19 protein-coding genes and 4 tRNA genes are annotated in these 25,505 nt (G+C 75.7%); 9 read left to right on the top strand and 14 right to left on the bottom strand.

The window, feature by feature from the left end; all coding sequences use genetic code 11:
- Positions 1-2,206: PAS domain-containing protein (locus ACWEO5_RS05770; RefSeq protein WP_452160467.1), on the bottom strand; the 2,206-nt coding region annotated here is incomplete at its 3' end.
- Between the two features lie 202 nt (positions 2,207-2,408).
- Here ACWEO5_RS05770 and ACWEO5_RS05765 point away from each other — a divergent pair.
- From ACWEO5_RS05765 to ACWEO5_RS05755, 3 genes are all read left to right on the top strand, one after another.
- Positions 2,409-2,499 (top strand) — tRNA-Ser (locus tag ACWEO5_RS05765).
- A gap of 229 nt (positions 2,500-2,728) precedes the next feature.
- Positions 2,729-2,804: transfer RNA gene (locus ACWEO5_RS05760), tRNA-Arg, on the top strand.
- A gap of 34 nt (positions 2,805-2,838) precedes the next feature.
- Positions 2,839-2,914 (top strand) — tRNA-Arg (locus ACWEO5_RS05755).
- Between the two features lie 113 nt (positions 2,915-3,027).
- Here the strand turns inward: ACWEO5_RS05755 and ACWEO5_RS05750 are convergent.
- Both ACWEO5_RS05750 and ACWEO5_RS05745 read right to left on the bottom strand, forming a co-directional pair.
- Positions 3,028-4,227, bottom strand: a complete 1,200-nt coding sequence (locus ACWEO5_RS05750) for a globin domain-containing protein (RefSeq protein WP_452160464.1) — start codon at positions 4,225-4,227, stop codon at positions 3,028-3,030.
- 10 nt (positions 4,228-4,237) lie between these two features.
- Positions 4,238-4,654 carry a globin family protein gene (locus ACWEO5_RS05745; protein WP_344549658.1) on the bottom strand — a complete coding sequence of 139 codons (417 nt, stop codon included), beginning with the start codon at positions 4,652-4,654 and terminating at the stop codon, positions 4,238-4,240.
- Positions 4,655-4,952: 298 nt separating this feature from the next.
- On the opposite strand from ACWEO5_RS05745, the gene ACWEO5_RS05740 reads away from it, so the two are divergent.
- From ACWEO5_RS05740 to ACWEO5_RS05730, 3 genes are all read left to right on the top strand, one after another.
- On the top strand, positions 4,953-8,663 hold the full coding sequence (locus tag ACWEO5_RS05740; protein ID WP_452160462.1) for an Ig-like domain-containing protein: 3,711 nt from the start codon (positions 4,953-4,955) through the stop codon (positions 8,661-8,663).
- A 210-nt stretch (positions 8,664-8,873) separates the two neighbouring features.
- Positions 8,874-10,241, top strand: coding sequence for an SPFH domain-containing protein (locus ACWEO5_RS05735; protein ID WP_452160460.1), 1,368 nt, complete (start codon positions 8,874-8,876; stop codon positions 10,239-10,241).
- The gene (locus tag ACWEO5_RS05730) at positions 10,238-11,194 is read left to right on the top strand and encodes a C40 family peptidase (protein ID WP_452160458.1); all 957 of its coding nucleotides are present in this window, start codon (positions 10,238-10,240) and stop codon (positions 11,192-11,194) included. The genes ACWEO5_RS05735 and ACWEO5_RS05730 overlap by 4 nt, the downstream gene beginning before the upstream one ends.
- Before the next feature lie 71 nt (positions 11,195-11,265).
- Here ACWEO5_RS05730 and ACWEO5_RS05725 read toward each other — a convergent pair whose 3' ends face one another.
- Entirely contained in the window at positions 11,266-12,222 is a 957-nt protein-coding gene (locus ACWEO5_RS05725; protein WP_452160456.1) for an aldo/keto reductase, read from the bottom strand.
- 150 nt (positions 12,223-12,372) lie between these two features.
- Between ACWEO5_RS05725 and ACWEO5_RS05720 the strand changes: the two genes are divergently transcribed.
- Positions 12,373-12,576, top strand: coding sequence for a hypothetical protein (locus ACWEO5_RS05720; protein WP_344549652.1), 204 nt, complete (start codon positions 12,373-12,375; stop codon positions 12,574-12,576).
- A 108-nt stretch (positions 12,577-12,684) separates the two neighbouring features.
- Positions 12,685-13,536, top strand: a complete 852-nt coding sequence (locus ACWEO5_RS05715) for a tyrosine-protein phosphatase (protein WP_452160454.1) — start codon at positions 12,685-12,687, stop codon at positions 13,534-13,536.
- Between the two features lie 19 nt (positions 13,537-13,555).
- On the opposite strand, the gene ACWEO5_RS05710 is transcribed toward ACWEO5_RS05715, so the two are convergent.
- From ACWEO5_RS05710 to ACWEO5_RS05685, 6 genes are all read right to left on the bottom strand, one after another.
- Entirely contained in the window at positions 13,556-14,422 is an 867-nt protein-coding gene (locus tag ACWEO5_RS05710; RefSeq protein WP_452160452.1) for an RNA polymerase sigma factor SigF, read from the bottom strand.
- A gap of 155 nt (positions 14,423-14,577) precedes the next feature.
- Entirely contained in the window at positions 14,578-15,435 is an 858-nt protein-coding gene (locus ACWEO5_RS05705; RefSeq protein WP_344549649.1) for an RNA polymerase sigma factor SigF, read from the bottom strand.
- A 202-nt stretch (positions 15,436-15,637) separates the two neighbouring features.
- Positions 15,638-15,931 carry a Dabb family protein gene (locus tag ACWEO5_RS05700; RefSeq protein WP_344549648.1) on the bottom strand — a complete coding sequence of 98 codons (294 nt, stop codon included), beginning with the start codon at positions 15,929-15,931 and terminating at the stop codon, positions 15,638-15,640.
- A gap of 96 nt (positions 15,932-16,027) precedes the next feature.
- Positions 16,028-16,192 (bottom strand): hypothetical protein, encoded by a 165-nt coding sequence (locus tag ACWEO5_RS05695; protein ID WP_344549647.1) that lies wholly within the window; start codon positions 16,190-16,192, stop codon positions 16,028-16,030.
- A 383-nt stretch (positions 16,193-16,575) separates the two neighbouring features.
- Positions 16,576-20,334: a HEAT repeat domain-containing protein gene (locus ACWEO5_RS05690; protein ID WP_452160449.1), complete on the bottom strand. Its 3,759-nt coding sequence runs from the start codon at positions 20,332-20,334 to the stop codon at positions 16,576-16,578.
- Positions 20,331-20,942, bottom strand: a complete 612-nt coding sequence (locus ACWEO5_RS05685; protein WP_452160447.1) for a hypothetical protein — start codon at positions 20,940-20,942, stop codon at positions 20,331-20,333. The genes ACWEO5_RS05690 and ACWEO5_RS05685 overlap by 4 nt, the downstream gene beginning before the upstream one ends.
- 181 nt (positions 20,943-21,123) lie before the next feature.
- Between ACWEO5_RS05685 and ACWEO5_RS05680 the strand changes: the two genes are divergently transcribed.
- Positions 21,124-23,178, top strand: a complete 2,055-nt coding sequence (locus ACWEO5_RS05680; RefSeq protein ID WP_452160445.1) for a DUF7507 domain-containing protein — start codon at positions 21,124-21,126, stop codon at positions 23,176-23,178.
- Between the two features lie 21 nt (positions 23,179-23,199).
- On the opposite strand, the gene ACWEO5_RS05675 is transcribed toward ACWEO5_RS05680, so the two are convergent.
- From ACWEO5_RS05675 to ACWEO5_RS05660, 4 genes are all read right to left on the bottom strand, one after another.
- Entirely contained in the window at positions 23,200-23,874 is a 675-nt protein-coding gene (locus ACWEO5_RS05675) for a DUF4328 domain-containing protein (protein WP_452160443.1), read from the bottom strand.
- A 159-nt stretch (positions 23,875-24,033) separates the two neighbouring features.
- A tRNA-Ser gene (locus ACWEO5_RS05670) sits at positions 24,034-24,123 on the bottom strand.
- Between the two features lie 53 nt (positions 24,124-24,176).
- Positions 24,177-24,719 carry a tRNA adenosine(34) deaminase TadA gene (gene tadA, locus ACWEO5_RS05665; RefSeq protein WP_452160441.1) on the bottom strand — a complete coding sequence of 181 codons (543 nt, stop codon included), beginning with the start codon at positions 24,717-24,719 and terminating at the stop codon, positions 24,177-24,179.
- Between the two features lie 29 nt (positions 24,720-24,748).
- Complete coding sequence (locus ACWEO5_RS05660; RefSeq protein ID WP_452160439.1) at positions 24,749-25,315, bottom strand: tRNA adenosine deaminase-associated protein; 567 nt, start codon at positions 25,313-25,315, stop codon at positions 24,749-24,751.
- Positions 25,316-25,505: the final 190 nt, after the last annotated feature.

The raw sequence follows: 25,505 nt of genomic DNA, 5'->3' as shown, positions 1-25,505 counted from the left end.
CGGCGGGCCGGGCGACCTCCAGCGCGGCGGACTGCGCCGCCCCGACGGGCGGTGCGGCGGGCGGTTCGGCGGGCGGTGCGGGGTCGGCGGCGGGGACGGGCGGCAGGACCGCCGTGACCTCCTCGGCGCTCTCCGCCAGGTCGGCGGGCAGCGCGAGCCGCCGCCGGCGCCCGGTGGGCTGGGCGGTCGGGGTGACCGGCTCCGGCGTCGAGACCGCCAGCGAGTTCTCCAGGCCGGGGTAGACCGGTGTCCCGGGGTCGGGCACGCCGGGGATGTGCAGCGCCCCGGAGCCGTCGCCGGACGCGGCCTGCGCGGCGGCCCGGCGGGCCCGCCGACCGGAGCGGGGGCCGCCCTCGGCGCCCTCGGCCTGGTCGGCGGCGGCACCGGCGGTGGCGACGCCGCCGCCGGAGGTGTCGTCCGGGCCCGGGCCGAGCGCGATCGGCCCGCGCGGGGCCTGCTCGGGCTGCGGCGCCTCCGGGGCGTCGGCGGTCCGGGCCCGGCGTCGGCCGGAGCCCTGGGTGTCGTCGGCGCGCGCCTCGGCGGCCTGCCCCGCCGGGTCCGCCGCCGGGGCGTCGTCGGCGGGCCGCGGTTCGACCGGCGCGGCCTGTCCCGGCAGGTCCGGGATCATCGCGGTGTCGGAGTCCTTGGGGACGTGCTGCTGCTTGTCCGGCCCGCCGGACGCGTCGCCGTCGGGGTCGAGCGGCAGTTCCACCACGTAGGTGGCGCCGGCCCCGGCGGGCAGGTCGTGGCGCTGCAGCACGCCGCCGTGCCGCTCGACCGCGGCGCGGGCGATCGGCAGGTGGACGCTGCTGGAGCTGCGGGCGGGGCCGCGCACCTCGACCCGGGCCACGTCGCCGCGCCGGGCGGCGGCCAGCACCACCATCGGGGGCTGCTCGCCGGCCGGCGCGGGCCCGGCGAACGGCACCCCGGCGGGGGCGGCCTCGCCCTCGGCCCGGGCGGGCTCGGGGGCGGGCGTGACGCCGCTGACGTCGGCGACCAGGTGGGCGAGTGCCCGGGCGAGCCGCTCGCGGTCGGCGAGCACCTTCACGGCGGCGGCGTGCACCGAGTAGCGGACCCGGCCGGGCCCGACCAGTTCCCCGGCGCGGTCGACGGCGAGCTGCACGACCTCGTCCAGGCCGATCCGCTCGCGTTCCAGGGACGCCTTGCCGCGGTCGGCGGCGTCCTCGAAGCGCTGGTGCTCCAGCACGCCGTCGATCAGCTTCCCGAACCGGCGGCACTCGTCGGCGAGCCGGCGCAGCGTCCAGTTGGCCTCGGGCCACAGCTGGCCGGCCGGGTCGGCGGCGAGCGCGTCGATCCGGCCGTGCAGCGCGGTGAGCGCCCCGCCGAGTTCGGACTCCAGGACGGCGGTGAGGTGCTCGTTGCGGGCGGCGAGGGCGAGTTCGTGGGTGCGGTCGGTGAAGGTCATCACCGCGCCGACCAGCTGCTCGCCGTCCCGGACCGGGGCGGTGGTCAGGTCGACGGTGACCGGGCGGCCGTCCTTGCGCCACAGCACGGTGTTGCGGATCCGGTGCTTGCGGCCGGAGTGCAGGGTGTCCACCAGCGCGGAGCTCTCGGCGGCCAGCGGGCTGCCGTCGGGCTGCGAGTGCTGGATCAGCGGGTGCAGCTCGCGGCCGCCGAGCTCGCTGGCCCGGAAGTCCAGGATGTGCGCGGCGGCCGGGTTGACCAGCACCACGCGGCCCTCCAGGTCGACGCCGAGGACGCCCTCGGCGGCGGCCCGCAGGATCATCTCGGTCTGCTTGTGCTGGCGGCGGAGTTCGGACTCCACGCCGAGCCGGTCCGACATGTCGCGGACCAGGAGCAGCAGCAGGTCCCGGTCGTTGGTGCTGAAGGACAGGAAGCCGTGCGCCTCCCCGCCGCCCTCGTCGGTGAAGTCGTTGCCGGACACCTCGACGGTGAAGGCGGTGCCGTCGGTGCGGCGGGCGGTCATTCGGACCGGTCGGTCAAGGCTCTCGGTCTCGCTCGCGGGGGGCCGCATTGAACCCGGGATCCGACTGGGGTCGAACTCCGGCAGCAGGTCCAGCACGCCCATGCCGACCAACGAGGTGCCGGGTGCCTGCAGGCTCTCCACGGCGGCCTTGTTGACGTCGACCACGGTGCCGTTGCTGTTCACCAGCAGCAGCGGTTCGGGCAGTGCATCGAGTATCGCGGCGAGGCGAGCAGCGCCTCGGGTCGGCCTGCTGCTCACGTCGACAGGTCTCCTCACGGCTTCGGGCCGCCGCTGCGACGGGCGGCTCTGGCTCTCCTCGGAGAGGGAAGTATCTCATTCTTCTTTGCGCCGTGGACGACCCGGCCAGTATCGTTGTGGTGGTTGGTGCCGGGGCCGTTGGCTGTGGCATCATCGCAGTCGCACGGAACGCAGCCGGAGTACCGGTCGCGGTCCGGGTGTTGGAGGCGTCGCCTAGTCCGGTCTATGGCGCCGCACTGCTAATGCGGTTTGGGTTTTACCGCCCATCGAGGGTTCAAATCCCTCCGCCTCCGCTCACCGGGAGCCCCGTCGGTCACTGACCGGCGGGGCTCCTGCGTTGTCCGGGGCGGCCGGTCCGGGGCCGGGGCGGCCGCCGGACGTTCGGCCGAATGTTCACCCGGGCTTCCCCCGGCGGTGCCCTTGACGGGGCCGGACGGGGCCGGTGGCAATCGATTTCGCCCCAGGTCGACGGTCATGTAATGTTGTCCCCGCACCGCCCAGGAGGCCAGTCCGCCGGGGCGAGCGCTCATAGCTCAACGGATAGAGCACTTGACTACGGATCAAGAGGTTGCAGGTTCGAATCCTGCTGAGCGCACCAAACTCCGCTCGCGGTTCCGCAAGGGGCCGTCCGAGCGCTCATAGCTCAACGGATAGAGCACTTGACTACGGATCAAGAGGTTGCAGGTTCGAATCCTGCTGAGCGCACCAGCCGAAGGCCCCGGGTTCCCGCCCGGGGCCTTCGTCGTTCCCGGGCAGCCGGAGCGGGTGTCGCCGGCCCTGCCGCCCCCCGTTGTGGTGGTCGGGGGGCGGCAGGGCCGGCGTCAGCCGAGTTCGGTCCGGTTGATCCAGGGCACGTCGCGTTCCTCCAGGAACCACTCCGCGGGGGTGAGCGGGCGGCTGCGGTTGAAGCTGGCCGTGACGGGGTCGTGCCGGACGTGCTCGGACTCGGCGCCCTGCTGCAGGAGTTGGGCGCGGACGGCGGGGACCAGGTCGGGCGGCCCGGCCAGGTGGACGTCGTGGCCGGAGCAGTCCCCGTACCCGGCCAGGCCCTCGCGCAGCAGCCGGGCGGCCTCGCTGCGGGAGGCGCCGCGCTCGGGCGCGGAGAGCACGGCGTGCAGCCAGGCGTGCTCCTTGACCAGGTCGTGCACGGCGTCCAGGTCGTACTGGTCCTCGTCCCCGCGGGCGGCGACGAAGACCGTGGCGGGCCGTCCGCCGTCCTGGGCGAGCCGTTCCAGCAGGGCCTTGACCGGGGCCCAGCCGGTGCCGGCGGCGACCATCAGCAGCGGCCGCTCGGAGTGCGGGTCGAGCACCGCCTCGCCGAGCGGCGGCCCGAGCCGGACGCGCTCGCCGCGCCGGACCTCGTCAACCAGCGCGGTGGACAGCAGCCCGTCGGGGACCCGGCGGACGTGCAGTTCCAGGGTGTGGTCGGGACGCGGGGCGCAGGCGACGGAGTAGGGCCGCCAGACCTGCGGGCGACGGTCGGAGCAGACCGTCAGGTACTGGCCCGCGGTGTACGGGTACGGCCGGTCGGGCCGCAGGGTGAGCACCGCGAGGTCGGGGGCGGCGCGGCGGTGGCCGACGACCTCGGCGTCCCACCAGCGCGGGGTGGACTCGGGGACGGCCGCGGCGGCGTCGATCATGGCCTGCGAGATGACGGTGTACGCCTCCAGCCAGGCCTTCTCGATCTCGGGGGTCCAGTAGTGGCCGGAGAAGTGCTTGAGCGCGGCGATCAGACTGGCGCCGACGGCGGGGTAGTGCTCGGGCGCGGCCTGGAACTTCCGGTGGTCGCGCCCGAGTGCCGCCAGGTAGCCGGTGAGCTTCTCCGGCTCCTCCAGCCGCACCACGAGCTGGGTGAGCGCGGCGAACAGGCGGTCGCGCTGTTCGGCGAGCCTGGCCGGGAAGAGCTCTTCGACACCGGGGTTGTTGGTGAACAGGTGGGCGTAGAAGAACTTGGTCAGCTGATCGGCGCGGCGCTCGACGACGGCGAAGCTGGCGCGGATGACCGCGGGGTCGAAGGGCACCGGGGGGCTCTCAGCCCGTGGTCTCTTCGGCCATTGCCGCGCTCATGACATCCGTGATGACGCCGTAGAGCGCCGTCCACGAGGCCTCGATCTCCGGGGTCCAGGCGTCGCCCGCGAAGTGCGCGAGGGAGGCGAGCAGGCTGGCGCCGACGGCCGGGAAGTGCTCGGGGAGGGCGCCGTAGCCGACGTGCCGGCGGCCGAGGCCCTGGAGCACGTTCACCACGGTGTCGGTGTCGTCGAGCCTGTTGACCAGGGTGCCGATGGCGGCCCAGAGGCGGTCCTGCTGCTCGTTCATGTGCTCGGCGAAGAGCTTGCGCACGTCCGGGTGGTGCTCGAACAGGTGCGCGTAGAAGTAGGCGGTGACCTCGCTGCCGTGCGGCTCGACGGCGGCGAAGCTGGTCTTGATGAGAGTGGGATCGATCGTCACGCCCGCCGACTCTACTGATAAACCCATCAATCCGAACAGGGAAGCGTGACCGGTGGTCAACAACTGGGCAGTAGCGTCCGATTGATGCCTTTTCATGGGAGTTGACGGTGAGTCGGGTGGGTATCCCGATGCTGCGACCGAGTGGCCACCAATCGGGTGGTGTCGGATGAAATGACCAGGTGTCGCGGTATGACCGAAACCAGATCGTGATTCCCTTTTGTCGGATCGTCATGAGCATTCGGGTGCATGGCGGTCGGACCGCGATTCCGGCGGCCGACGACACCGAGAGGAGAGCCGGATGTGCCGACAGTCCCCCCACCGGGCCCCGGCCCCCGACGCCCGCCCGGCCGACGGTGAACGGCCGCGGCCCGGCATCGGCCGCCGCACCGCCGTCCTGATCGCCACCGGCCTGCTCACCGGCGCCCTCGCCCCGCCGACCGCCGCCCAGCAGACCCCGGACGCCTGGTCCGCCGAGCGGCGCGCCGTGCTGCCCTCCGGCCTCGCCGTCCAGTTCGACTACGCGGCCGTCCCCGGCGTGAGCGTCGACACCGCCCCCGGCAAGCTCGCCGACCTCCCCGGCGGCAGCGGCAGCCCCTACACCGACGGCATCCGCCCCGGCGACCCCGCCGAGACCTTCCTGGCCGCCGAGCGCCGCCCCCGCGCCGACGGCTCCTGGCACACCCTCGGCACCCTCCAGCTCTCCTTCTCCCGCCCGGTCCGCAATCCCCGACTGCACGTCAGCGGCCTCGCGGGCACCGCCACTTCGAAGGACGGCAGCACCACCACCGGCACCCGGCTGACCGTCACCGGCGGCAGCCCCGCCGCCCCCGCCCTGGTCGGCCGCACCGGCTGGCAGGGCTGGACGGTCGGCTCCGGCGAACTCGCCCCCGGCCCCGACAGCGGCCCCGCCGGCCCGGCCGACGGCTCCGGCACCCTCGAACTGGCCGGCACCGTCTCCACCGTGTCGCTGCGCGTCGAGCAGCGCTCCACCGCCGAGAACGGCTCCACCACCCCGCCCGCCCCGCCCCGCCAGGCGTACACCGTCACCCTCGACGAGGGCCTCGGCAGCGCCCCGCAGGCGTACGGGAACGTCTCCCACCTGGTGTCCGACCTCTTCCTCGGGCAGGACGCCGCCACCTCGGCGACCCGGGCCCGCACCGGCCTCGCCCAGTCCGTCGAGGAGCCGCTGCTGCCCGGCCCGCCCGCGGCCCCGCCGCCGCCGTCCCCCGACGCCGGCCCGGTCGCCCCCAGCGTGGAGGTCGACGGCGGCGAGAGCCGCCGCAGCCCCTGGGCCAGCCCGCCCCCGCCGCTGCTCCAGCCCGGCCGCGCCGAGTACCAGGGCGCCGACCCGACGCTGTCCTTCCCCGCCGAGACCGCCGTCGGCCGCTACTACCACCTGGACGTGCCGGTGAACGCCGGCGACGCCCCCGCCGTGCTGGCCGGCTGGATCGACTTCGACCACAACGGCCGCTTCGACCCGCTGGAGCGGGTCCAGGCCGAGGTGCCCGCCGGGGCGGACCGCGCCGCCCTGGAGTGGCAGGTCCCGGCCGGGGCCACCAGCGGCGACACCTGGGTCCGGCTGCGGCTGGCCCGCAACGGCTCCCAACTCGTCGCCCCCGGCGGCTTCGCCGACTCCGGGCAGGTCGTCGACCAGAAGACCGGCATCTCGATCGGCGCCGCCAAGCCCCAGGTCGGCCTCCCCATTCCCGGCAGCACCACCCGGGAGACCCGCCCCGAGTTCCGCGGCGACGGCGCGGTCCCCGGAGCGGCCGTCGCCGTCCAGGAGAACGGCACCACCCTGTGCACCGCCAAGGCCGGCAACGACGGCTCGTGGACCTGCCGCCCCGACCAGGCCCTGGCCGAGGGCACCCACACCCTCGTCCCGGTGGAGACCACCCGCAGCGGCATGGTGCTGCGCGGCGACGAGTTCCGCCTGACCGTCAGGACCACGCCCCCCACCGCCCCCGTGCTCACCCTGCCCGCCTACACCAACGACCCCGGCCTGCTGCTCACCGGCCTCGGCGAACCCGGCTCCACCGTCACCGTCACCGCGGACGCCCCCGACCGGAGCGGCGGCGAACTCTGCTCCACCGCGGTCGCCGCCGACGGCACCTGGTCCTGCCTGCCGGTCGAGAACCTCGCCGACGGCGGCTACCGGCTCACCCCGCACGCCGACGACGGCGCGGGCAACCGCTCGGACGGCAAGACGGTCACGCTCACCGTCGACACCACCGCCCCCGACCGCCCGCAGCTCACCACCCCCGGCAGCGGCGAACTCCTGCACACCGCCCGCCCCAAGCTCTCCGGCCGCGCCGAACCCGGCACCACCGTCACCGTCACCGCCGCGACCGGCCACGGCGACGAACGCACCACCGTCTGCAGCGCCGTCACCGCCCCCGACGGCACCTGGTCCTGCACCCCCGCCCGCGACCTCGCCACCGGCGACCTCACCCTCCTCCCCACCGCGACCGACCCCGCGGGCAACGGCACCCCGGGCGATCCGGTGGCGGTCCGCACCGCCGCGACACCGGACGGGGGGAGCCCGAGCCCGAGTGCTGACGCGAGCCCGAGCGCGACGGTGAGTTCCGGCCCGAGTGCGAGTGGCACGGCGAGTGCGAGTGCGAGTGCGAGCGCGAGCGCTGACGCGAGCCCGAGCCCGTCCGGGTCGGCGTCGGTTTCCGTGCCCGAGGTGCCGTCGGTGCCGCCGTCCCCGCCGTCCCCGGCGGAGCCGGAGGTGACGGTGCCGGTGCCGCCGGAGTTGCTGCCGGTCGTGGTGCCGCCGACGGGTGACCAGGGCGGTGTGCCGAGTCCCAGCCCGAGCGCGGGTGCTGACGCGAGCCCGAGCCCGTCCGGGGCGTCGTCGAGCGCTGCCCCCTCGGTGGAGTCGTCGGCGACCGTGCCGGTGCCGTCCACGGGTGGGCAGAGCGGGGCGGCCGGGAGCGCGAGTCCGGGCCCGGGCGTGTCCGCTTCGCCGTCCGCGTCGGCGGCCGCGTCCGCTTCGGCCTCCGGTGCGTCGGCGAGCCCCGTTCCGTCGGTCGCGCCCCCGGTGCCGCCGTCTCCGGTGGAGCCGGAGGTGACGGTGCCGGTGCCGCCGGAGTTGCTGCCGGTCGTGGTGCCGCCGGCGGGTGGGCAGGGCGGTGCGGCCGTCAGCCCGGTGCCCGGGTCCACGCCCGAACCCGCGCCGTCCGCGTCGGTGAGTGCGTCGCCGTCTCCCTCGGTCGTGCCGTCCGCGTCGGTGTCGGCGGGTGCGTCGGTGAGTGGGTCGCCGTCCCCCTCGGTCGTGCCGTCCGCCGCGGACGCCTCGGTCGAGCCCGCGTTGACGCTGCCGGTGCCGTCGGAGGTGCTGCCGGTCGTGGTGCCGGTGGCGCCCGCTCCGACGGGGGATCAGCCGGCCGACGTGCCGAGCCCGTTGCCCCCGGTCGCACCGTCGCCCGCGGTGCCGCCCGCGCCGGAGGCACCCGGGACGCCGGAGCCGCCGTCGGCGGTCGAGCCGGTGGACGGGCGGGCCGCGCCGGAGCCGGCACCGCCCGGGGTGCCGGCGCGGCAGGTGGTGCCCGGGACGGCCACGCCGACCCGGTCGGCGCCCGCGACCACGCGCCCGCCCATCACGAGCCCGCCGATCGCGACGCCGCCGGTCGGCACGCCGTCGCCGGTGGTGCCGACGGCGACCCGGAAGGCTTCGGCCGCCGCGACGGTGCTGTCCGCCGCTCCGTCACCCGTCGCGGGGTCGTCCGCTCCGGCCGCGGCGAACGGTGCTGCGGCGCAAGGCGCGGCGACGGACGACGTCGCGGCGGAGCCCGCCGCCGAGCCCGGGGCGGAGGCTCCGGCGGAGGCGGCCGCGCAGTCGCGGACGCCGGCCGCTCCGCCGCCGGACGCGGTGGCGGCGGCGCACCGGGCGGCGGCCACCGGGTGGCGCGGGCTGGCCTGCGGGGCGCTGCTGATCGCGGCGGCGGTCGGGCTGCTGACCCGCCGGGTGTTCGGCCGGGGGAGTGGCACCCGGCGCCGTTGACGGACCGTTCGATCGGTCCCCGTTCCCGGTCGGCCCGCTCGTTCCCGCAGTTCAGGGCGGGCGGGCCGACTCGCACCCGCATAGCGGACAAATCGACACACTGCCTGGTAAATGTCGCATTTGATGACTTATCAACCTAGCCTGAGTCTGGCACTGCCCGTCAGATCCGGGCCGCCCGTTGCGCGACACTCTGACCCTTAGGACACGTGCATGGACGTCACCCGCGACTCCTCGCCGCGACCCAACTCCCGGCCCCCCGCCGCACCCGAACCCCCGGTCGGTGCGACCCAACTCACCAAGGCGGTCGCCAAGGCGGTGACCAAGCCGCTGATCACGGCCGCCCCGGCCGAGGACGCCCTCGACCGGGGCCCGGCTACTCAGCCGATCCCGGTGGTGGGCGCGGCCGCCGAGGCCGTCGCCCTGCTGCCGGTCGGCGCGGACGAGCCGTCCGCGTTCCCGCCCGGGCCGCGCGGCACCGTCGAACCCGACGGCAGGGAAACCGCCGCCCCCGCGCCCGCCGCCCCCGGGCTGCGCCGGCTCAGCGCGGCCACCGCGCAGCGGCAGGCGGCGCACCCGACGGTCGCGGACGCCGCGACCCACCGCCGACCGCCGCGCGCGGACCAGTCGTTGCGCGAGCGGCGCGCGTTCGCCCTGCCCGGCTGGCTGCCGCTGCTGGTGCTGCTGGCCGGGACGGCCGGGGCGCTGCTGGTGCTGGCCCGGGCCGGGGTGCTGCCCGACCTGCCGGGGGTGCCCGACCTGCGCGGCGCGGCGGCGAGGGCGAGCGGCCGGGCCGAGGTCGGCGACGGGACGCTCGCCGCGGTCAGCGGGATCGGGCTGGCGGTGCTGGCCGCGCTCGGCGGCCTGCTGTCCAACCCGGGCGGCGAGACCCGGGTGCTGACCCGCTGGGGCCGCTACCGGGGCACCGTCCGCCGCACCGGCCTGCTCTGGGTGAACCCGATGCTGCGCCGCCACCGGGTGGACGTCCGGCTGCGGCACTGGCGCAGCGAGCCGGTGCGGGTCACCGACCGGGCCGGGACGCCGCTGGTGGTGCGGCTGCTGATCGTGTGGCGGGTCAAGGACACCGCGCGGGTGACGCTGGGCATCGCCGATCACGAAACGTATCTGCGCGAGCAGGTGCAGGCCGTCCTCACCCGAACCGCCTCCCTGCTGCCGTGCGACTCGAACTCCGCGCCGGGGCCCGCGCTGCGCGACGGCCAGTGGTTCGCCGACGAGCTGACCCGGGCGCTGGCCGCCGAGACCGCCCCGGCCGGGGTCGAGGTGTACTCGGTGCAGCCGCTGGCCCTGGACTACGCGCCGGAGGTCGCCGAGTCGATGCGCCGCCGCCGGCTCGCGGACCTGGACGCCGGGCTGCGGACCGTCCTGGTGGACGACGCGGTGGAGGCCGCGGCCCTCGCGGTGCGGCGCCTGGAGCGCGCCACCGCCCACGAACTGGACGACAGCGCGCGCAGCGCCCTGATGGAGCAGTTGCTGGTCGCGTTCGTCGCCCCGGCCGGGGTCACCGCTTCGGTGCCCGCCCCGGCAGCCCGCCCGAACCGCAAGGAAGGGAGGCCCGCGTGACGACCGCGCTCGCCTCGATATCCACCGACCCCGCCGACCTCCCGGACTTCTCCGGGGCCCCGCTGCTGGGCTTCGCCGAATCCGACGGTGCGTCAGCCTGCCGGTGCGCCGCGTGCGCCCGGCCGGCGGCCCGCACCGGCGGGTCCGCCGCGGCCGAGCGGCCGGGCCGAATACACCGCGCCGTGCGGTCGGCCTGCCTGGCCACCACGGTGCTGGCGGGGGTGGGAGCGGTCGGCCTCGGGGTCGGTGCGACCACCGCGCAGGCGATGCCCGCGCCGTCCGGCCCCGGCTGGGACGGCAAGGTCTACTGGTTCAAGAACGAGGCCGGCCAGTGGCGCTACACCAAGTGGTACGACGTCTACCTCGCCCGCACCGGCGGTTCGGGGAGCGCGGAGCCGCAGGCCCGCCCGCAGCAGCCCGCGCAGTCCTCCGGAGGGATCCGGCAGGGGTGGGACGGCAAGGTCTACTGGTTCAAGAACGAGGCCGGCCAGTGGCGCTACACCAGCCACCACGACGTCTACGTGGAGCGGACCGGCGACCGCGGCTCCTCCGGGCAGTCGGCGGGGCAGTCGGCCGGGCAGGGCGCCGCGAGCGGGGTCGAGGCGGCGGTGACCTACGCGCTGGCGCAGGTCGGCAAGCCGTACGTGTGGGGCGGCAACGGGCCGAACGGGTTCGACTGCTCGGGCCTGGTCCAGCAGGCGTTCCGCCGGGCCGGGGTCTCCACCCCGCGGGTCGCCGACGACCAGTACCGGGCCGCCACCCCGATCGGCTCCGGGCAGCTCCAGCGCGGCGACCTGGTGTTCTGGTCCAACAACGGCCGGGTCTCCGGCATCCACCACGTGGCCATCTACCTCGGTGACGGGACGTACGTGGAAGCCCCGCGCCCCGGCAAGGACGTCCGGGTCTCCCGCCTCAACAGCGGTTACTACCCGGACTTCTTCGGCCGCCCCTGACGGCGGCCCGGGAACGACGGCGCCCCTCCCGCAGTGCGGCGGGAGGGGCGCCGTCGTGCTGCCGGGGACGGTCAGGCGGAGGCTTCGGAGAGCAGCTTGAGCTCCGCCTCGGTCAGCTCCAGCGCGGCGGCGGCCAGCAGCGGCGGCAGCTGCTCGACGGTGCGGGCGCTGGCCAGCGGGGCCGCCACCGTCGGCTGCGCGGCCAGCCAGGCCAGCGCCACCGTGGCGACCTGCACGCCGTGCGCCCCGGCGACCTGGTCCAGGGCGGCGAGCACCCGCGGGCCGCGCGGGTCGTCCAGGTACTTGGCGGCGCCCTGGGACCGGGCGGAGTCGACGACGGCGCCCGGACGGTACTTGCCGGTCAGGAAGCCCGCGGCGAGGGCGAAGTACGGGACGACGGACAGGCCGTGCTCGGCGACGACGTCCGCCAGCGGGCCCTCGTAGGTGTCGCGGGAGACCAGGTTGTAGTGCGGCTGCACCGCGACGTACTTGGCCAGGCCCTCGCGGGCGGCGAACTCCAGCGAGGCGGCGAGCCGCTCCGGGCCGATGTTGGACGCGGCGACCTCGCGCACCTTGCCCTCGCGGACCAGTGCGTCCAGCGCGCCGACGATCTCCTCGACCGGGGTGTCCGGGTCGTCCTTGTGCGTGTAGAACAGGTCGATCCGCTCCACGCCGAGCCGGCGCAGCGACGCCTCGGCGCCCTGCCGGATGGTCTTCGGCCGCAGGTTGTCCAGGCCCGGCAGCATGCCGACCTTGGTGGCGACCACGATCCGCTCGCGGTTGCCGCGGCTGCGCAGCCAGTCGCCGATCACGGTCTCCGACTCGCCGCCGGAGTTGCCCGGCGCCCAGTTCGAGTAGACGTCCGCGGTGTCGATGAAGTTGCCGCCGGCCGCCGCGTAGGCGTCGAGCACGGCGAAGGACTGCTCGGCGTCGGCCGTCCAGCCGAACACGTTGCCGCCGAGGGACAGCGGGGAGACGGCGAGGTCGGAGGGGCCGAGGGTCACCCGGGGGGCGTCACTGTTGGTCATGACCGGAGACAACCCGTTCGGGTCGGGCTTGATTCCGCCGGGCCGTGCGTCCACGCCCGGCCCGTCCGGGGTGAGGGGTCCGTGCAGACCCGTTCCGGGACGGGGACCGGGGTGTCGGGGGGCGGCCCGGGGCGGCTAGAGTCCCGTTCCATGGCTGACAACGACTACGACCCCGCCGGCTCGACCCAGATGTTCCGGGCGTTCGTCGACGAGGCCCCGGCCGCGCAGGCCCCGGGCACCGTCACCACCTACGGCAGCAGCAGCTCCTCGTCGAGCCGCACCCCGGTGATCGTCATCGGCGCGATCGTGGCCCTGGTGGTCATCGCCGGCGTGATCTGGCTGGCCGTCAAGTAGCACTCCGCGCGCCCGCCCGCACGGGGCCGACCGGACGTCCGGGCGGTCCCGCCGTCGGGCGCGCCTCTACACTGTCCGGGTCCGCCGCACCGCCGCCAGGAGGCACCCGTGACCGCGCCGTCCACCGAGACCGCCAGGAGCCTCGGCCTGGCCGCCGCGGTCAACGCCCGCGACCTGGGCGGCTACCGCACTGCGGACGGCCGCACCGTGCGCGGCGGCGCGCTGCTGCGCACCGAGGCGCTCAGCCGGCTCGGCGAGGGCGACCGGGCGCTGCTCGGTGCGATCGGGCTGCGCCACGTGGTGGACCTGCGCAGCCTCGACGAGGTGCGCCACCTGGGCGCCGACCTCGTCCCCGGGCTGCCCCCGGCACTGCTGCCGGCGGACGCGGCGCAGCCGCTCACCGTCCCGGCGCTCGACGGCCTCGGGCCGACCCTGCACCACCTGCCGGTGTTCTCCGAGGACTTCGACCTGTACGTGGAGCTGCGCCGGGTGCTGGGCGGCGGCGCCGACCCGGTGGCGATGCACGCGGTCCTCGGCGACGGGCGGGGCACCGCGATGATGGTCTCGATGTACCGCTGGTTCGTCACCGACCCGGTCGCCCGCTCCCGCTTCGCCGCCGTCCTGCGGCTGGCCGCCGAGGCGGACGGCGCGCCGCTGCTCTTCCACTGCACGGCCGGCAAGGACCGCACCGGCTGGACGGCTGCCCTGCTGCTCACCGCCCTCGGCGTGGACCGGGAGAGCGTCCTGGCGGACTACCTGCTCACCAACGAGCGGGCGGCCGCCCTGATCGCCCGGGTGGACCCGCTGATACGGCCGCTGGCCCGGGCGGAGGCGGTCTACCTGGAGGCCGCGTTCGAGGAGCTGGCCCTCGGCTGGTCGGGCTTCGAGCACTTCTGGCAGGACGGACTGGGGCTGACCGAGGAGCACCTGCTGCGGCTGCGGCGGGCCTGCACGGTCTGACCAGGCCCGCCGGCCCCGCTCACTCCGCCGTGAGGCCCTCGCGGAGGTGAGCGAGCGTCTTGGTGAGCAGCCGGGAGACGTGCATCTGGGAGATGCCGATCTCCTCGCCGATCTGGGACTGCGTCAGGTTCCCGAAGAAGCGCAGCATGATGATCCGGCGCTCGCGGGGCGGGAGCTTGGCGAGCAGCGGCTTGAGCGACTCGCGGTACTCGACGCCTTCGAGGGCGAGGTCCTCGTAGCCGAGGCGGTCGGCGAGCGGGCCGTCGCCGCCGTCGTCCTCCGCGGGGGTGGAGTCGAGCGAGCTGGCGGTGTACGCGTTGCCGACGGCGAGGCCCTCGACCACGTCGTCCTCGGAGACGCCGAGGTAGGCGGCGAGTTCGGGGACGGTGGGGGAGCGGTCGAGCCGCTGGGAGAGCTCGTCGCCGGCCTTGGTGAGGGCCAGGCGGAGCTCCTGGAGGCGGCGCGGGACGCGCACGGACCAGCTGGTGTCCCGGAAGAAGCGCTTGATCTCGCCGACCACGGTGGGCATGGCGAAGGTCGGGAACTCGACGCCGCGGTCCGGGTCGAAGCGGTCGATGGCCTTGATCAGGCCGATGGTGCCGACCTGGACGATGTCCTCCATCGGCTCGTTGCGGCTGCGGAAGCGCGCGGAGGCGTACCGGACCAGCGGCAGGTTGAGCTCGATCAGGGTGTCCCGCACGTAGGCGTGCTCGGCGCTGCCGGACTCCAGCCCGGCGAGCCGGCGGAACAGCGCGCGCGACAGCGTGCGGGTGTCGAGGGCCCGGTCGGGGGCCTCGGCGGGACCGGCCTGGGCCGGGATCGATACGACGACGGCTTCGGCCTGGGTTTCGACTTCGATGACCGCACTGCCAGGTTCTGTGAACACGCGCCCACCCCCTCGTGACTGTCTGTCGAACGGGCGCCACCGCACAGTGGTTCCCGGCTGACGGGTCTGACTCCTCAATACCGGCCCACCGGCCCCGGCAAACCCGAACGTCTCGACTCGTCACCCGCCGGTGACGCGGGGAAACAGGAGGCGACTCACTCCTCCCAGGAGTTCCCGGTGCGCAGCCGGGACAGGATCCGGGACAGCAGCCGGGAGACGTGCATCTGGGACATGCCGAGTTCGGTGGAGATCTGCGACTGGGTGAGGTTGGCGAAGAACCGCAGCATGATGATCCGCCGCTCCCGTTCGGGGAGCTGGACCAGCAGGTGGCGGACCATGTCGCGGTGCTCGACGTCGGTGAGGGCGGAGTCCTCGTAGCCGAGCCGGTCGAGCAGGGCGAGGCCGCCCTCGTGCTCCTGGGCGGCCTCCAGGGAGGCGGCGTTGTAGGCGCGGCCGGCGTCCAGGCAGGCCCGGACGTCCTCCTCGGGGATGCGCAGGTTGGCGGCGATCTCGGGGACCTTGGGGACCCGGCCGTGGGTGACCGTCAACTCCTCCATGGCGCCGCTGACCTGGACCCAGAGCTCCTGGAGGCGGCGCGGGACGTGCATGGTGCGGACGTTGTCGCGGAAGTAGCGCTTGATCTCGCCGAGGATGGTCGGCAGCGCGTAGGTGGGGAACTGGACGCCGCGCTCGGGGTCGAAGCGGTCGATCGCGTTGATCAGGCCGATGGTGCCGACCTGGACGATGTCCTCCATCGGTTCGCTGCGGCTGCGGAACCGGGTGGCGGCGTAGCGGACCAGCGGGATGTTGACCTCGATCAGGGCGGAGCGGACCCGGACCCGCTCGGGTGCGTCCGGCGGCAGTTCGGCGAGCCGTTCGAACAGCACCCGGGTGAGGGTGCGGACGTCCACCGCGCCGCGCGCGCCGGGGCGGCGGGAGGCCAGTTCGACCGGGTCCGGCGGCTCCTCGACCCGGTCCTCGGGCGCACTGCCCTGCTGCGTCCGCACGGACACCTCACCCTCCCTTGAGAACCACCTCGCCAAATTCCGGCAAAACCGGTCATAGCATCACAAGTGGCTCTGTGGCCGGGCAAGTACCCGACGGAGGCGTGTTGACGGACCGTCCAGCATTCGGCGGAGTGTGCATGGCTCCCCGCCCGCGGGCGGAGGGCGGGGGCCGCCGGGTCGTGCGTGTACGAGGGGTGTCGCGGGAGGGTCAGACCTCCAGGTCGGCGATCACCCAGGTGGCGAACTCGCGCCACTGCGCGGCGGCGGCCTGGTGGGCCGGGTGGCCGAGGTACGCGGCCAGTGCCTCGCGGTCCTCGACCAGGCTGTTGATCGCGAAGTCCCGGGCGATGTCCCGGTCGGTGAAGTTCCAGCCGCACTCCCACTCGCGCAGCTCGGGGACCAGCGCGCCGAGCTCCGCGAACGCCGCGGCGCCCGCGACGGCCCGCGGGTCGTCCTTGGTGACGCCTTCGTTGAGCTTGAACAGGACCAGGTGCCGGATCACGATGCCGCTCCTCGCGGGTGGGGGGAGGGCGTGCCCGTTCCGGGGAGCGCCCCCCGAAGGACGAACCCCGCCACCGTACTAGGGCTCGGCGGCGGCTCAGCGCACCAGTCCGGTCATGAACGACCCCACCGCCTTGGCGGCGTCCGAGATGCCGACGAAGCCGGACTTCACCAGGTCCGCGGAGCGCTCCGGTGAGGTGATGATCGTGTAGATGACGAAGACGACCAGGATCCACATGGCCACCTTCTTCGCCTGAGCCATCGAACGCGCCTGCCTCCCTGAGTCGGGCCGCCTTCCTCTCCCCGTGCGGCCCTGCCACCCGGCAGCTTATCCACCGGACGGCGCAACGGGTGAGGGGCGCGTTCACCCGCTGGGACGAAGGTCCCGCGCGGACGGGGCTTTCTCCGGATGTGTCCACCGGGGCGGCGCGGCAGGATGGTTGATGTACCGAGGATCTGGCAGGAATCCCCGGTACGGCGATCCGGAGGTCCCCGCTGTGGGACCGGGTGCCGCGGCTTCCCCCCGACGCGGCACCCGGTTGTGGGACCTCCGCCCGGGGCGGCAGCTCGTCCCCCCCGGAGCTGCCGCCCCCACCGCGGACCGAGAGGTTCCGGCCGGGCTCCGCACTCCCCAGGGCACGGTGGTCAACCGCCCCGGAGCGCGGAGCCCTTCGCCGTTCCCGCTCCCGCTCCCGCCCCTTCCCCCGCCGCCAGCAGCCGGGCCGCCTCCGCGGCCGCCGCCGGCACCAGCTCGGCCCGGGCCCGGGCCGCCAGCAGGGCGGCCGTCGCGGCCCCCGGGGCGCCGAACGCCAGCGCCCGCAGCGCCGCGATCCGCACCCCCTCGTCCGGGTCCTCCACCGCGCGCCAGCGCAGCAGTTCGACCGCCGCCCGGTCCGGGGAGCCGCCCAGCGCCCGCAGCGCCACCCGGCGCGGCAGCGGGTCCGGGTCCGCGACGGCGCGTCCGCGCAGCAGTTCGGCCACCGTCCCGTCGCCGACCCCGTCCGCCCCGTCGCCGGCCCCGTCCGTCCCGGCCCGGGCCAGCGCGTGCAGGGCCACCGCCCGGATCGGGCCCGAGGCGTCCCGCTCCGCCCGCTCCCGCAGCAGCGCCCGCACCGCGGGGTCGTCCGGCCGGTGCGCCAGCAGCGCGCGCAGCACCGACAGCCGCACGTCCGCGTCGCGCAGCCCCGCCACCCGCTCCAGCAGCAGCGCGGCGGCCCGCTGCTCCCCGTCGTGGCAGCGCACCACCGCGGCCAGCGCCACCTCCCGCACCCGCCGGTCCGGGTCGGCGGACGCCCGCTCCAGGAACAGCGCCCGGGCCGCCGGGCCCGGGTCCTGACGGTTCGCCAGGGCGGTCAGCACCGCGGCCCGCACCAGCGGGTCCGACGCGCTCCGGGCCCGGTCGCGGACGAACGCCCCCAGCTCCGGGTCGTCCGCGAAGTGCGCGGCCAGCTCGCCGGTGGCCGCCGCCCGGCCCGGCCCCTCCTGCTCCGCCCGCTCGCGCAGGAACGCCGCCACCTCCGGATCGCCCGCCCCGACCTGCCCGAGCAGCGCCAGCGCGCCCGCCCGGACGTCCGGCAGGGCGTCCCCGACCGCCAGCTCGCGCAACTGCCGGGCCACCTGCGGGTCGCCCGCCCAGCGCAGCGCCAGCACTGGCGGCACCCGCAGCCGCACCAGCGGGTCGCGGTCCTCGGCGATCCGGCGGCGCAGGAACTCCGCCACCCGCGGGTCGCCCGTCCAGCCGCGGGCCAGGCCCGCCAGCGCCGACACCCGCACCTGCGGATCCGGGTCCGACTCGGCCAGCCGGTGCAGGAACGGGGCGTTGCCCGGGTCCTCGGCCGGCTGCAGGCAGATCGCCTGCAGCGCCATCCGGCGCACCCCCGGCGCCCGGTCGGTGCGCACCCGCTCGCGCAGGAACGCCGCCAGCGGCCCGTCCATCCGCCCGTTCACGGTCAGCGCGAACACCGCCAGGCCGCGCAGCTCCGGCTGCTCCTCGGCCGCCGCGATGCCCCGCAGCAGCAACTGCGCCGGGCCGTCGTCCGTCCAGCCCTTGCCGAGCGCCAGCATCTCGTTCAGCCGGTTCACGCCCCCGGCGTCCGCCACCCGGGCCGCCAGGAACGCGCCGGTCGCCCGGTCGCCCGGCCAGCCCTCGGCGAGCGCCGCCACCGCGGCCTCCAGGGTCAGCGGGTCGGCCTCCCGCTCCACCCGGGCCCGGACGAACGCGCCGGTGTCCGGATCGCCCGGCCAGCCCTCGGCGAGCGCCCCGAACGCGGCCGCCCGCTGCGCCGGGGACCAGCCGTGCTCGGCCCAGGAACGCAGCACCGCCGGGCCGTCCGGGGCGTTCAGGTGCAGCGCGCAGGCCAGCCGGGCCGCCACCGCGCCCGCCTCGATCGGCGTCGGCGACTCCCGCTCCGGCTGGTGCCCGTGCACCAGGTACCAGCGCAGGAAGCGCTCCCGGCCCACCCAGTGCGGGCCCAGCCCGGCCAGCACCGGGCGCAGCGCGTCCAGCGCCTCCGCGGTCTCGCCCGGCAGGTAGGCCGAGCCCTCCGCGGCGAACGCCTCGAACAGCGCCACCAGGGCGTCCACCACCGCCTCGGACTGCGCCGTCACCAGGCCCAGCTTGCGGACCTCGCCCAGGCAGCGCACCGCCAGCACCAGCCACTGAGGCACCGCGTCCCGCGCCCCCGGCGCGCCCGGCAGCACCGGGGCCCGGGCCAGCAGCCGGGACACCGCCGCGCCGACGAACCGCTCGTCCAGCTCCCCGGCCAGCAGGAGCAGCACCTCCCGCCAGGCCGGGTCGCGCCAGCGGGCCGCGAACACCCCCTCCAGCAGCTGCTCCTCCGTCAGCGAGCGCTCCCGGTTGAAGCGGTGGGCGATGTCGGAGGCCGCCAGGTACTCCAGGAACGCCCGGTGGACGAAGCCGTACACCTCGCCGCCGAACCGGCTCAGGATGAAGTTGCGCTCCCGGAACTGCTGCAGCATCGCCCGGGCGGCCGGTGCGGCCCGGTCGGCGGGCAGCTCGTAGCGCTCGCGCAGGTAGCGCTCGAAGGAGGCCAGCAGCACCCGGCCCGGGACGTGGTTGCCGGCGATGCCGTCGCCGCCCTCCTGCATCCGGCGGGCCACCAGGCGCAGCAGCTCCAGCCGGTCCTCGGAGGCCAGGTACGGCATGCCGCCGTCCACCCGCCGGTCCTGCAGGTACTTGCTCGGGTCCCAGTGCTCGACCAGCACCGCCACCGCGTGCTCGTACACCGAGCGGCGGTCCCGGGGCAGCTCCCGGCGGCGGCCGATGATCGCCAGGATGGTCAGGATCAGCGGGTTGCCCGCCAGGTCCCGGACCGGGGCGGAGCCGGCCACCGCGGCCGTCACCCGGCGGCGCAGCCGCCGGGCCTCCGCCGGGTCGCCCGGGCAGGCGTTGGCGTACCAGCGGGCCGCGAAGGCGTCGATCTGGCCGGTGTCGAGGTCCTGCAGCGTGTAGTGGCCGAACCCGGCGGCGTCCAGCGGCTCGCGCCGGTAGCCGATCACCCGGGAGGTCACCAGCACCCGGACCTGCGGGTGGCGGGCGGCGAACGCCCCGATCCGGCGGGCGGCGCTCTCCCGGACCTGCGGGTCGAACAGCTCGTCCAGGCCGTCGAACAGCACCAGGGTGTGCGCCGGGTGCTCGGCCAGCTGACGGGCCAGCAGGTCCCCGGGCAGACCCAGGCCCTCGGTGCGGTGCAGGTGGGCCAGGAACTCCTCGAAGGTGCGCTCGCGCCAGGCCGGGTCCGCGTACCGGCGCAGCTCCACGATCAGCGGCAGCCGGCCGGCCAGCGGCGCCAGTTCGGACGGGACGTCGGCCGCCGGGTCGAGCAGCGGCTCGGTCAGCGCCAGGCACAGGAACCTGGCCAGCGTCGACTTGCCCGAGCCTGGGTCGCCCAGCAGCACCGCCCGGTGGCCGTCCGGGCCGGACAGCAGCGGCAGCACCGGCACCGCGGGGCGCTGCCGGTACGCCTCGCGGACCCGGCGCACGGTGTCCCGCTCGACGCCCGGGGGCAGCCGCCCCGGGTCCAGCTCGCCCGGCTCGGTCAGCCGCTTCAGCAGCTCCCGGGGCAGCTCCACCGGCGGCGGGTCGGAGCGCACCAGCTGCGGCACGAACACCTCGCGCAGGTGCACCGCCGGGTGCTCGTCCTGCTCCGACAGCGGGGTCAGCACCTCCAGGTCCAGCCGCAGGTAGCGCTCGCGCAGCCGCAGCGCGTAGCGCCGCCGGGCCCCGTCCAGGTCGCCCGGCGGGGGCGGCTTCGGGCCGGTGGTGATCTGCACGGTGCCGGCCCGCTGGACCAGCGTCAGGTCGCCGCCGACCCGGGCACCCGCCGCGGACTGGGTGCCGCCGTCGGCCTCGGCGCCGAACAGCCGCCGCCAGAAGCCGGTCACGGCCGCGGCCCGTCGGACGGAGGCGGGGCCTCGGAGGGGGGTCGGGAGGTACCGGGAGGTCGGGGGGTGCCGTCCGACGGGTGGGGGTCGTCGGAGGGGCGGGTGCCGTCCGACGGGTGGGGGGTGTCGGTGGACCGGGGGGTGCCGGGGGGCCACGGCTCGTCGGGCGGCTGGGGGCCGCCGGCGGGGCGGCGGCCGTCGAAGCGCACCGAGCCCGCCACGCCGTCCACCAGTTCCACCTCCCCGCCCGCGCGCACGCCCCGGGCCGACTGGCCGCCGCCGGGGGCCGCTCCCCGGACGGGACCGGGCTCCGGGACGGCGGCGGGACCGGGGCCGGAGCCGGAGCCGAGCAGCACGTCCCCCCGCACGTTCCGGACCAGGCGCACCGAGCCGCCGGCCGCCGCCCCGTCCGCCGACTGGCCGCCGGAACGGCCCCCGATCCCGCCCAGCAGGGACAGCAGCAGGCCCGCCACACCGACGAACAGGCCCAGCACGCCCGCCCACTGGTTCGCCCGGTCCAGCCCCTCGCCCCACAGGAACACCGCGAGCCCCGCCACCGAGACCCCCGCCCCGACCCAGACCAGCACCCGCCACCGCGCACTCCCCATGCGGGCATCATCCCCTCAACTCGCCCACCGCCAACCGCAGATGGAGGGGAGAAGCGTCCGGCCCCCGGAACGGGCGCTGCGCCGGGCGGGTGCTTACCCGCGGTTGCGCGCGTGTTCGCGCCGGGTTTCGCCCGCCGTGAAGGTCGACTACGAATCATCGACCGGAGAGGCGGAGACGAACGTGACCGAACGACAGGCCCCAGGGGCCGGGCGCAGACTCGCCGCCGTGGCGCTCTGCGCCGCGACCGCACTCGGGGCGGCCGTGCTGCCGCTCGCTGCGGCCGCGCCGCCCACCGCGCCCCGGGCCGCCACCGGCACCCTGCTGGTGGACGAGACCTTCACCGGGGCGAGCGCCGACAGCGGCTTCGTCGCCACCGACGGCGCCTGCCTCACCGGCGCGGCCGAGGTCGCGGCCTTCCCGGTCGCCGAACCGCGCGCGCTGACCGGCTGCCCGAGCGGCGGCGCGACCGGCCCCGTTCCGCCCAACGCGGCCGCGCCGTACGGCTACCTGCGGATGACCGACGCGGGCAACGACCGGGCCGCCGCCGTCCTGTACGAGCGCCCGCTGCCCGCCAACGAGGGCATCCAGGTCACCTTCGAGCAGTGGCAGTACGGCGGCGACCCCACCAAGCCCTCGCCCGCCGACGGCATCGCGTTCTTCCTGGTCGACGGCGCCGCCTCGCTCACCCGCCCCGGCGCGTTCGGCGGCAGCCTCGGGTACGCGCAGAAACTCCCGGACGACAACCCGGCCAACCCGTTCCTGCCCGGCGTCGAGGGCGGCTACCTGGGCGTCGGCCTGGACGTGCTGGGCAACTACTTCGGTGACTGGGAGCACCGCGGCGACGGCTGCGCCACCCGCTCCCCGGCCGGGACCAACTTCCTGGCGCCCGCGCCCGGCGCCAACATGGTGACGCTGCGCGGGCCCGGCGAGGGCACCAGCGGCTACTGCTTCCTCGGCGCCACCACCAGCAACACCGGGACCACCGGCCCGTGGCCGTCCACCCTGCCCGGGCAGCTGCACGGCCCCGCCACCGCCGCCGACCTGCCGCCCGGCACCACCCCCGCGCAGGCCGAGGCCGCGCTCGAACCCAGCCGGCGGACCGTCACCGTCACCGTCACGCCCGGGCCCGACCCGCAGATCGAGGTGGACGTCGACTTCGGCGCCGGCCCGGTCCGGGTGCTCAGCCAGCCGGCGCCCCAACCGGTGCCCGCCACCTACAAGTTCGGCTTCGCCTCGTCCACCGGCGCGTTCACCGACGTGCACCTGCTGCGGCACGTCACCGCGCGCAGCGCCGCCCCGCTGCCCCGGCTCAACCTGGTCAAGCAGATCGACCGGGCCCACCCGCTGCCCGACCCGGTCACCGCGGGCACCGTCGTCCCGTACCAGTTCGTGGTCACCAACGGCGGCGACACCGAGATCCGCGACCTCGCCGTCACCGACCCGACGGTCGGCCCGGTCAGCTGCCCGAGCACCGTCCTGGCCGTCGACGCCACCGTCACCTGCACCGCCTCGTACACCGTCACCGAGGCCGACGTGCGGCGCGGCTACCTCACCAACGTGGCCATCGTGCACGGGGATTCGGACGGCGGGCCGGTCGAGTCGCCGGAGGCCCGGCAGGAGCTGCCGCTGAACGACGACTACGGGCTGCTGCTGGAGAAGCAGGTGGACGACGCCCGGGTCTACCGGCCCGGCCAGCGGGCCACCTACACGTACACCGTCACCAACACCACCGACCGGGAGGTCACCGACCTCGCCGTCACCGACGACCGGCTCACCGGGGTGCGGTGCGCCGCGACCACCCTGACCCCGCGCGGCACCCCCGGCGCGGTCACCACCTGCACCGCCTCGTACACCGTCACCGCGGCCGACGCCGAGGCCGGGACCGTCCGCAACACCGCGACCGCGACCGGCCGCACCACCGAGCGGACCGTCAGCTCGCCGCCCGACGACGAGGTGATCGCGGTCGAGCCCGAGCTGGGCGGGACGGAGAGCCCCGGCCCGAGCGCCTCGCCGTCCGGGGAGCCCACCGGATCGCCGTCGCCGTCGCCGTCGGCCCCGGAGCCGTCCGGTTCGCCGGAGCCGCCGCCGGTGCCGTCGCCGTCCGCGCCGGGTCCGGGTCCGGGTCCGGGTGGGGCGCTGCCGGGGACGGGGAGCGCGCCGGTGCTGCCGCTGCTGGCCGCCGCCGGGCTGGTGCTCGCCGGGGTGGTGACGCGGCGGCTGGCCCGCCGCCGCTGACCCGGGGCCCTCCGGGGTTCCTCAGGCGGCGACCGGCGGGGTCCAGGCCGCCCAGGCGCGGGCGGCGTGGGCCTCCTGCATGGCGGTCAGCCGGTGGACCACCAGGATCGCGAACACCGCCGCGGCCGTGGTGAGCAGCTCGGAGGCGATCAGGTAGGTCAGCGCCTCCCGGTAGGAGTCGAGGTAGTTCAGGGCGGCCTCGGAGCCGAGGCTCTGGCTGCCGAAGAAGGAGAGCAGCCGGCCCAGCACCAGGGTGGACCACCAGGCGTGCACCAGCCCCGCCGGGGTGGGCTGCGGCACGCCGTGCTCGCCGGGCGGGCCGCTGGCCCGCCAGACGTCGTTGGTGATCCGCCACGGGAACCAGAACTGGACCAGCGGGACGAACCAGCCGCCGACCGCCCACCCGCGCGCGTGCTGGTGCCCGTGCGGGTAGATCACCTCGGCGTTCACCCGCGCCCGGTACAGCCACATCAAGAACGGCACCGCGGTGGCCAGCGACAGCAGCAGCCCGGCGTTGGTCGTGGTGTCCGCCCCCAAGAGGTCCACCAGCAGCGAGACGTCGTCGCCCGGCTCCACCGTGTACAGGTACAGCAGCACGGCCGCCGATCCGGCGGCCACCACCCCGTTCAGGGCGAGCAGCACCGTGGACGCGGTGGCCAGCCCGCGCGGGGACCGGTAGACGGCTGGGGAAGGCATGCTGAACTCCTGGTTCCGGTTGTGGAGGAGCTCGCACACTAGTGCCCGACGCTGACTCAAGGCCAAGTAAAATCGCAGCTCAGCGGTGGTTTGTCCGCTTCGGGGAGGAAAGTCGGGAACGCCGAAGGGCCCGACCGGAGACCGGTCGGGCCCTTCGAGTGGCGGTAGCGGTGGGATTCGAACCCACGGTGGAGTTGCCCCCACACACGCTTTCGAGGCGTGCTCCTTTGGCCGCTCGGACACGCTACCGAGGGGAACTCTACCGGATCGGGGGGACGGGGCGAAATCCGTTCCGGGGCGGCTCAGCGCTGGGTGTCGAAGAAGGCCAGCAGCTGGGCGGTGCACTCGTCGGCGAGGACGCCGCCGACCACCTCGGGGCGGTGGTTGAGCCGGTTGTCGCGGACCACGTCGAAGAGCGAGCCGGCCGCGCCGGCCTTCGGGTCGTAGGCGCCGAAGACGACCCGGGCGAGTCGGGAGAGCACGATCGCGCCCGCGCACATGGTGCAGGGCTCCAGGGTGACGACCAGGGTGCAGCCGCTCAGCCGCCACTCTCCGACGGCGGTCGCGGCCTCGCGGATGGCCACCACCTCGGCGTGGCCGGTCGGGTCGCCCACCGCCTCGCGGACGTTGTGGCCCCGGCCGAGCACCGTGCCGTCCGGGCCCAGGACGAACGCCCCGACCGGGACGTCACCGGTGGCGGTGGCCAGTGCGGCCTCTTCGATCGCGAGGCGCATCCGGCCCGTCCACCGGTCGCGGACCGGATCGGGGCGTTCGGGGGCGGGCAGCGGGACGATCCGCGGCCGTTCGCCCGGGGTGTCTGCGGGAAGGGGGACGGGGGGCTGCATGGACCCAGTGTCGGGCACCGGGCCCGCCGCTACCGAACGGCCTCCAGGACCTCGCCGCAGCCCAGCGCCTCGGCGATCTCGCCCAGCGCGTCGCCGGGCGCCGCGCCCTCCCCGGCCAGTTCCAGCAGGTCGGCGGCGGTCATCCCGAACTCGGTCAGCAGCTCGTTGTCGCCGATCGGCCCGACCGGGCTCGCGCCCCGCCCGCCGGCCGGCTCCTCGTCGTCCGCTCCCGCGGCCTCGTCGTCCGGGTCGGCCCCGTCCTCGTCGTCGAGCCCGGCCACGAGCCCGTCGAGGTCGTCGAAGTCGGCCTCCCCGTCCTGTTCGATCAACTCGTCGGTGAGCACCGCACCGTACGAACTGCGCGCCGCGGCCGCCGCGTCGGAGACGAAGATCCGCGGGTCGTCCTCACCGTCGATGCGCAGGACGGCGAACCACGCGTCCTCCTGCTCGATGAAGACCAGCACGGTGTCCTCGTCCTCGGCCGCCTCGCGGGCCAGGTCGGTCAGGTCGGCCAGGGTCTCTACGTCGTCGAGTTCGGTTTCGCTCACGTCCCACCCGGCACCGGTGCGAGCAAGCACTGCAGCGAAGTACGCCACCAGGGACACTCCCAAGATTGGTCTCGGCTGTCGGCGATCTCGGGCGGGTGCGGTCCGGCCGCCCCCGCGCCAGAAGGAGGTCCGCCGTTCGGACCGTCCCACCGCATCGTGACAGAAAGGCCGCCGCTGCGGGGGGTGTTCGGCAGCGCGTCTTCGCAGGTCGTGTCGGAAAGGTCGGCTTCCGGCCGCC

Source organism: Kitasatospora sp. NPDC004272 (genome assembly GCF_053603035.1).
The sequence above is the reverse complement of the archived record's forward strand: the minus strand, read 5'-3'. Positions and strand labels throughout refer to the sequence as shown.

What these genes read in the sequence shown, in the direction of transcription:
- ACWEO5_RS05740 (WP_452160462.1), top strand. Translation starts at nt 4,953, where the DNA reads ATGTGCCGACAGTCCCCCCACCGGGCCCCGGCCCCCGACGCCCGCCCG.
- ACWEO5_RS05735 (WP_452160460.1), top strand. Translation starts at nt 8,874, where the DNA reads ATGGACGTCACCCGCGACTCCTCGCCGCGACCCAACTCCCGGCCCCCC.
- ACWEO5_RS05725 (WP_452160456.1), bottom strand. Translation starts at nt 12,222, where the DNA reads ATGACCAACAGTGACGCCCCCCGGGTGACCCTCGGCCCCTCCGACCTC.
- ACWEO5_RS05720 (WP_344549652.1), top strand. Translation starts at nt 12,373, where the DNA reads ATGGCTGACAACGACTACGACCCCGCCGGCTCGACCCAGATGTTCCGG.
- ACWEO5_RS05695 (WP_344549647.1), bottom strand. Translation starts at nt 16,192, where the DNA reads ATGGCTCAGGCGAAGAAGGTGGCCATGTGGATCCTGGTCGTCTTCGTC.
- ACWEO5_RS05685 (WP_452160447.1), bottom strand. Translation starts at nt 20,942, where the DNA reads ATGGGGAGTGCGCGGTGGCGGGTGCTGGTCTGGGTCGGGGCGGGGGTC.
- ACWEO5_RS05675 (WP_452160443.1), bottom strand. Translation starts at nt 23,874, where the DNA reads ATGCCTTCCCCAGCCGTCTACCGGTCCCCGCGCGGGCTGGCCACCGCG.
- tadA (WP_452160441.1), bottom strand. Translation starts at nt 24,719, where the DNA reads ATGCAGCCCCCCGTCCCCCTTCCCGCAGACACCCCGGGCGAACGGCCG.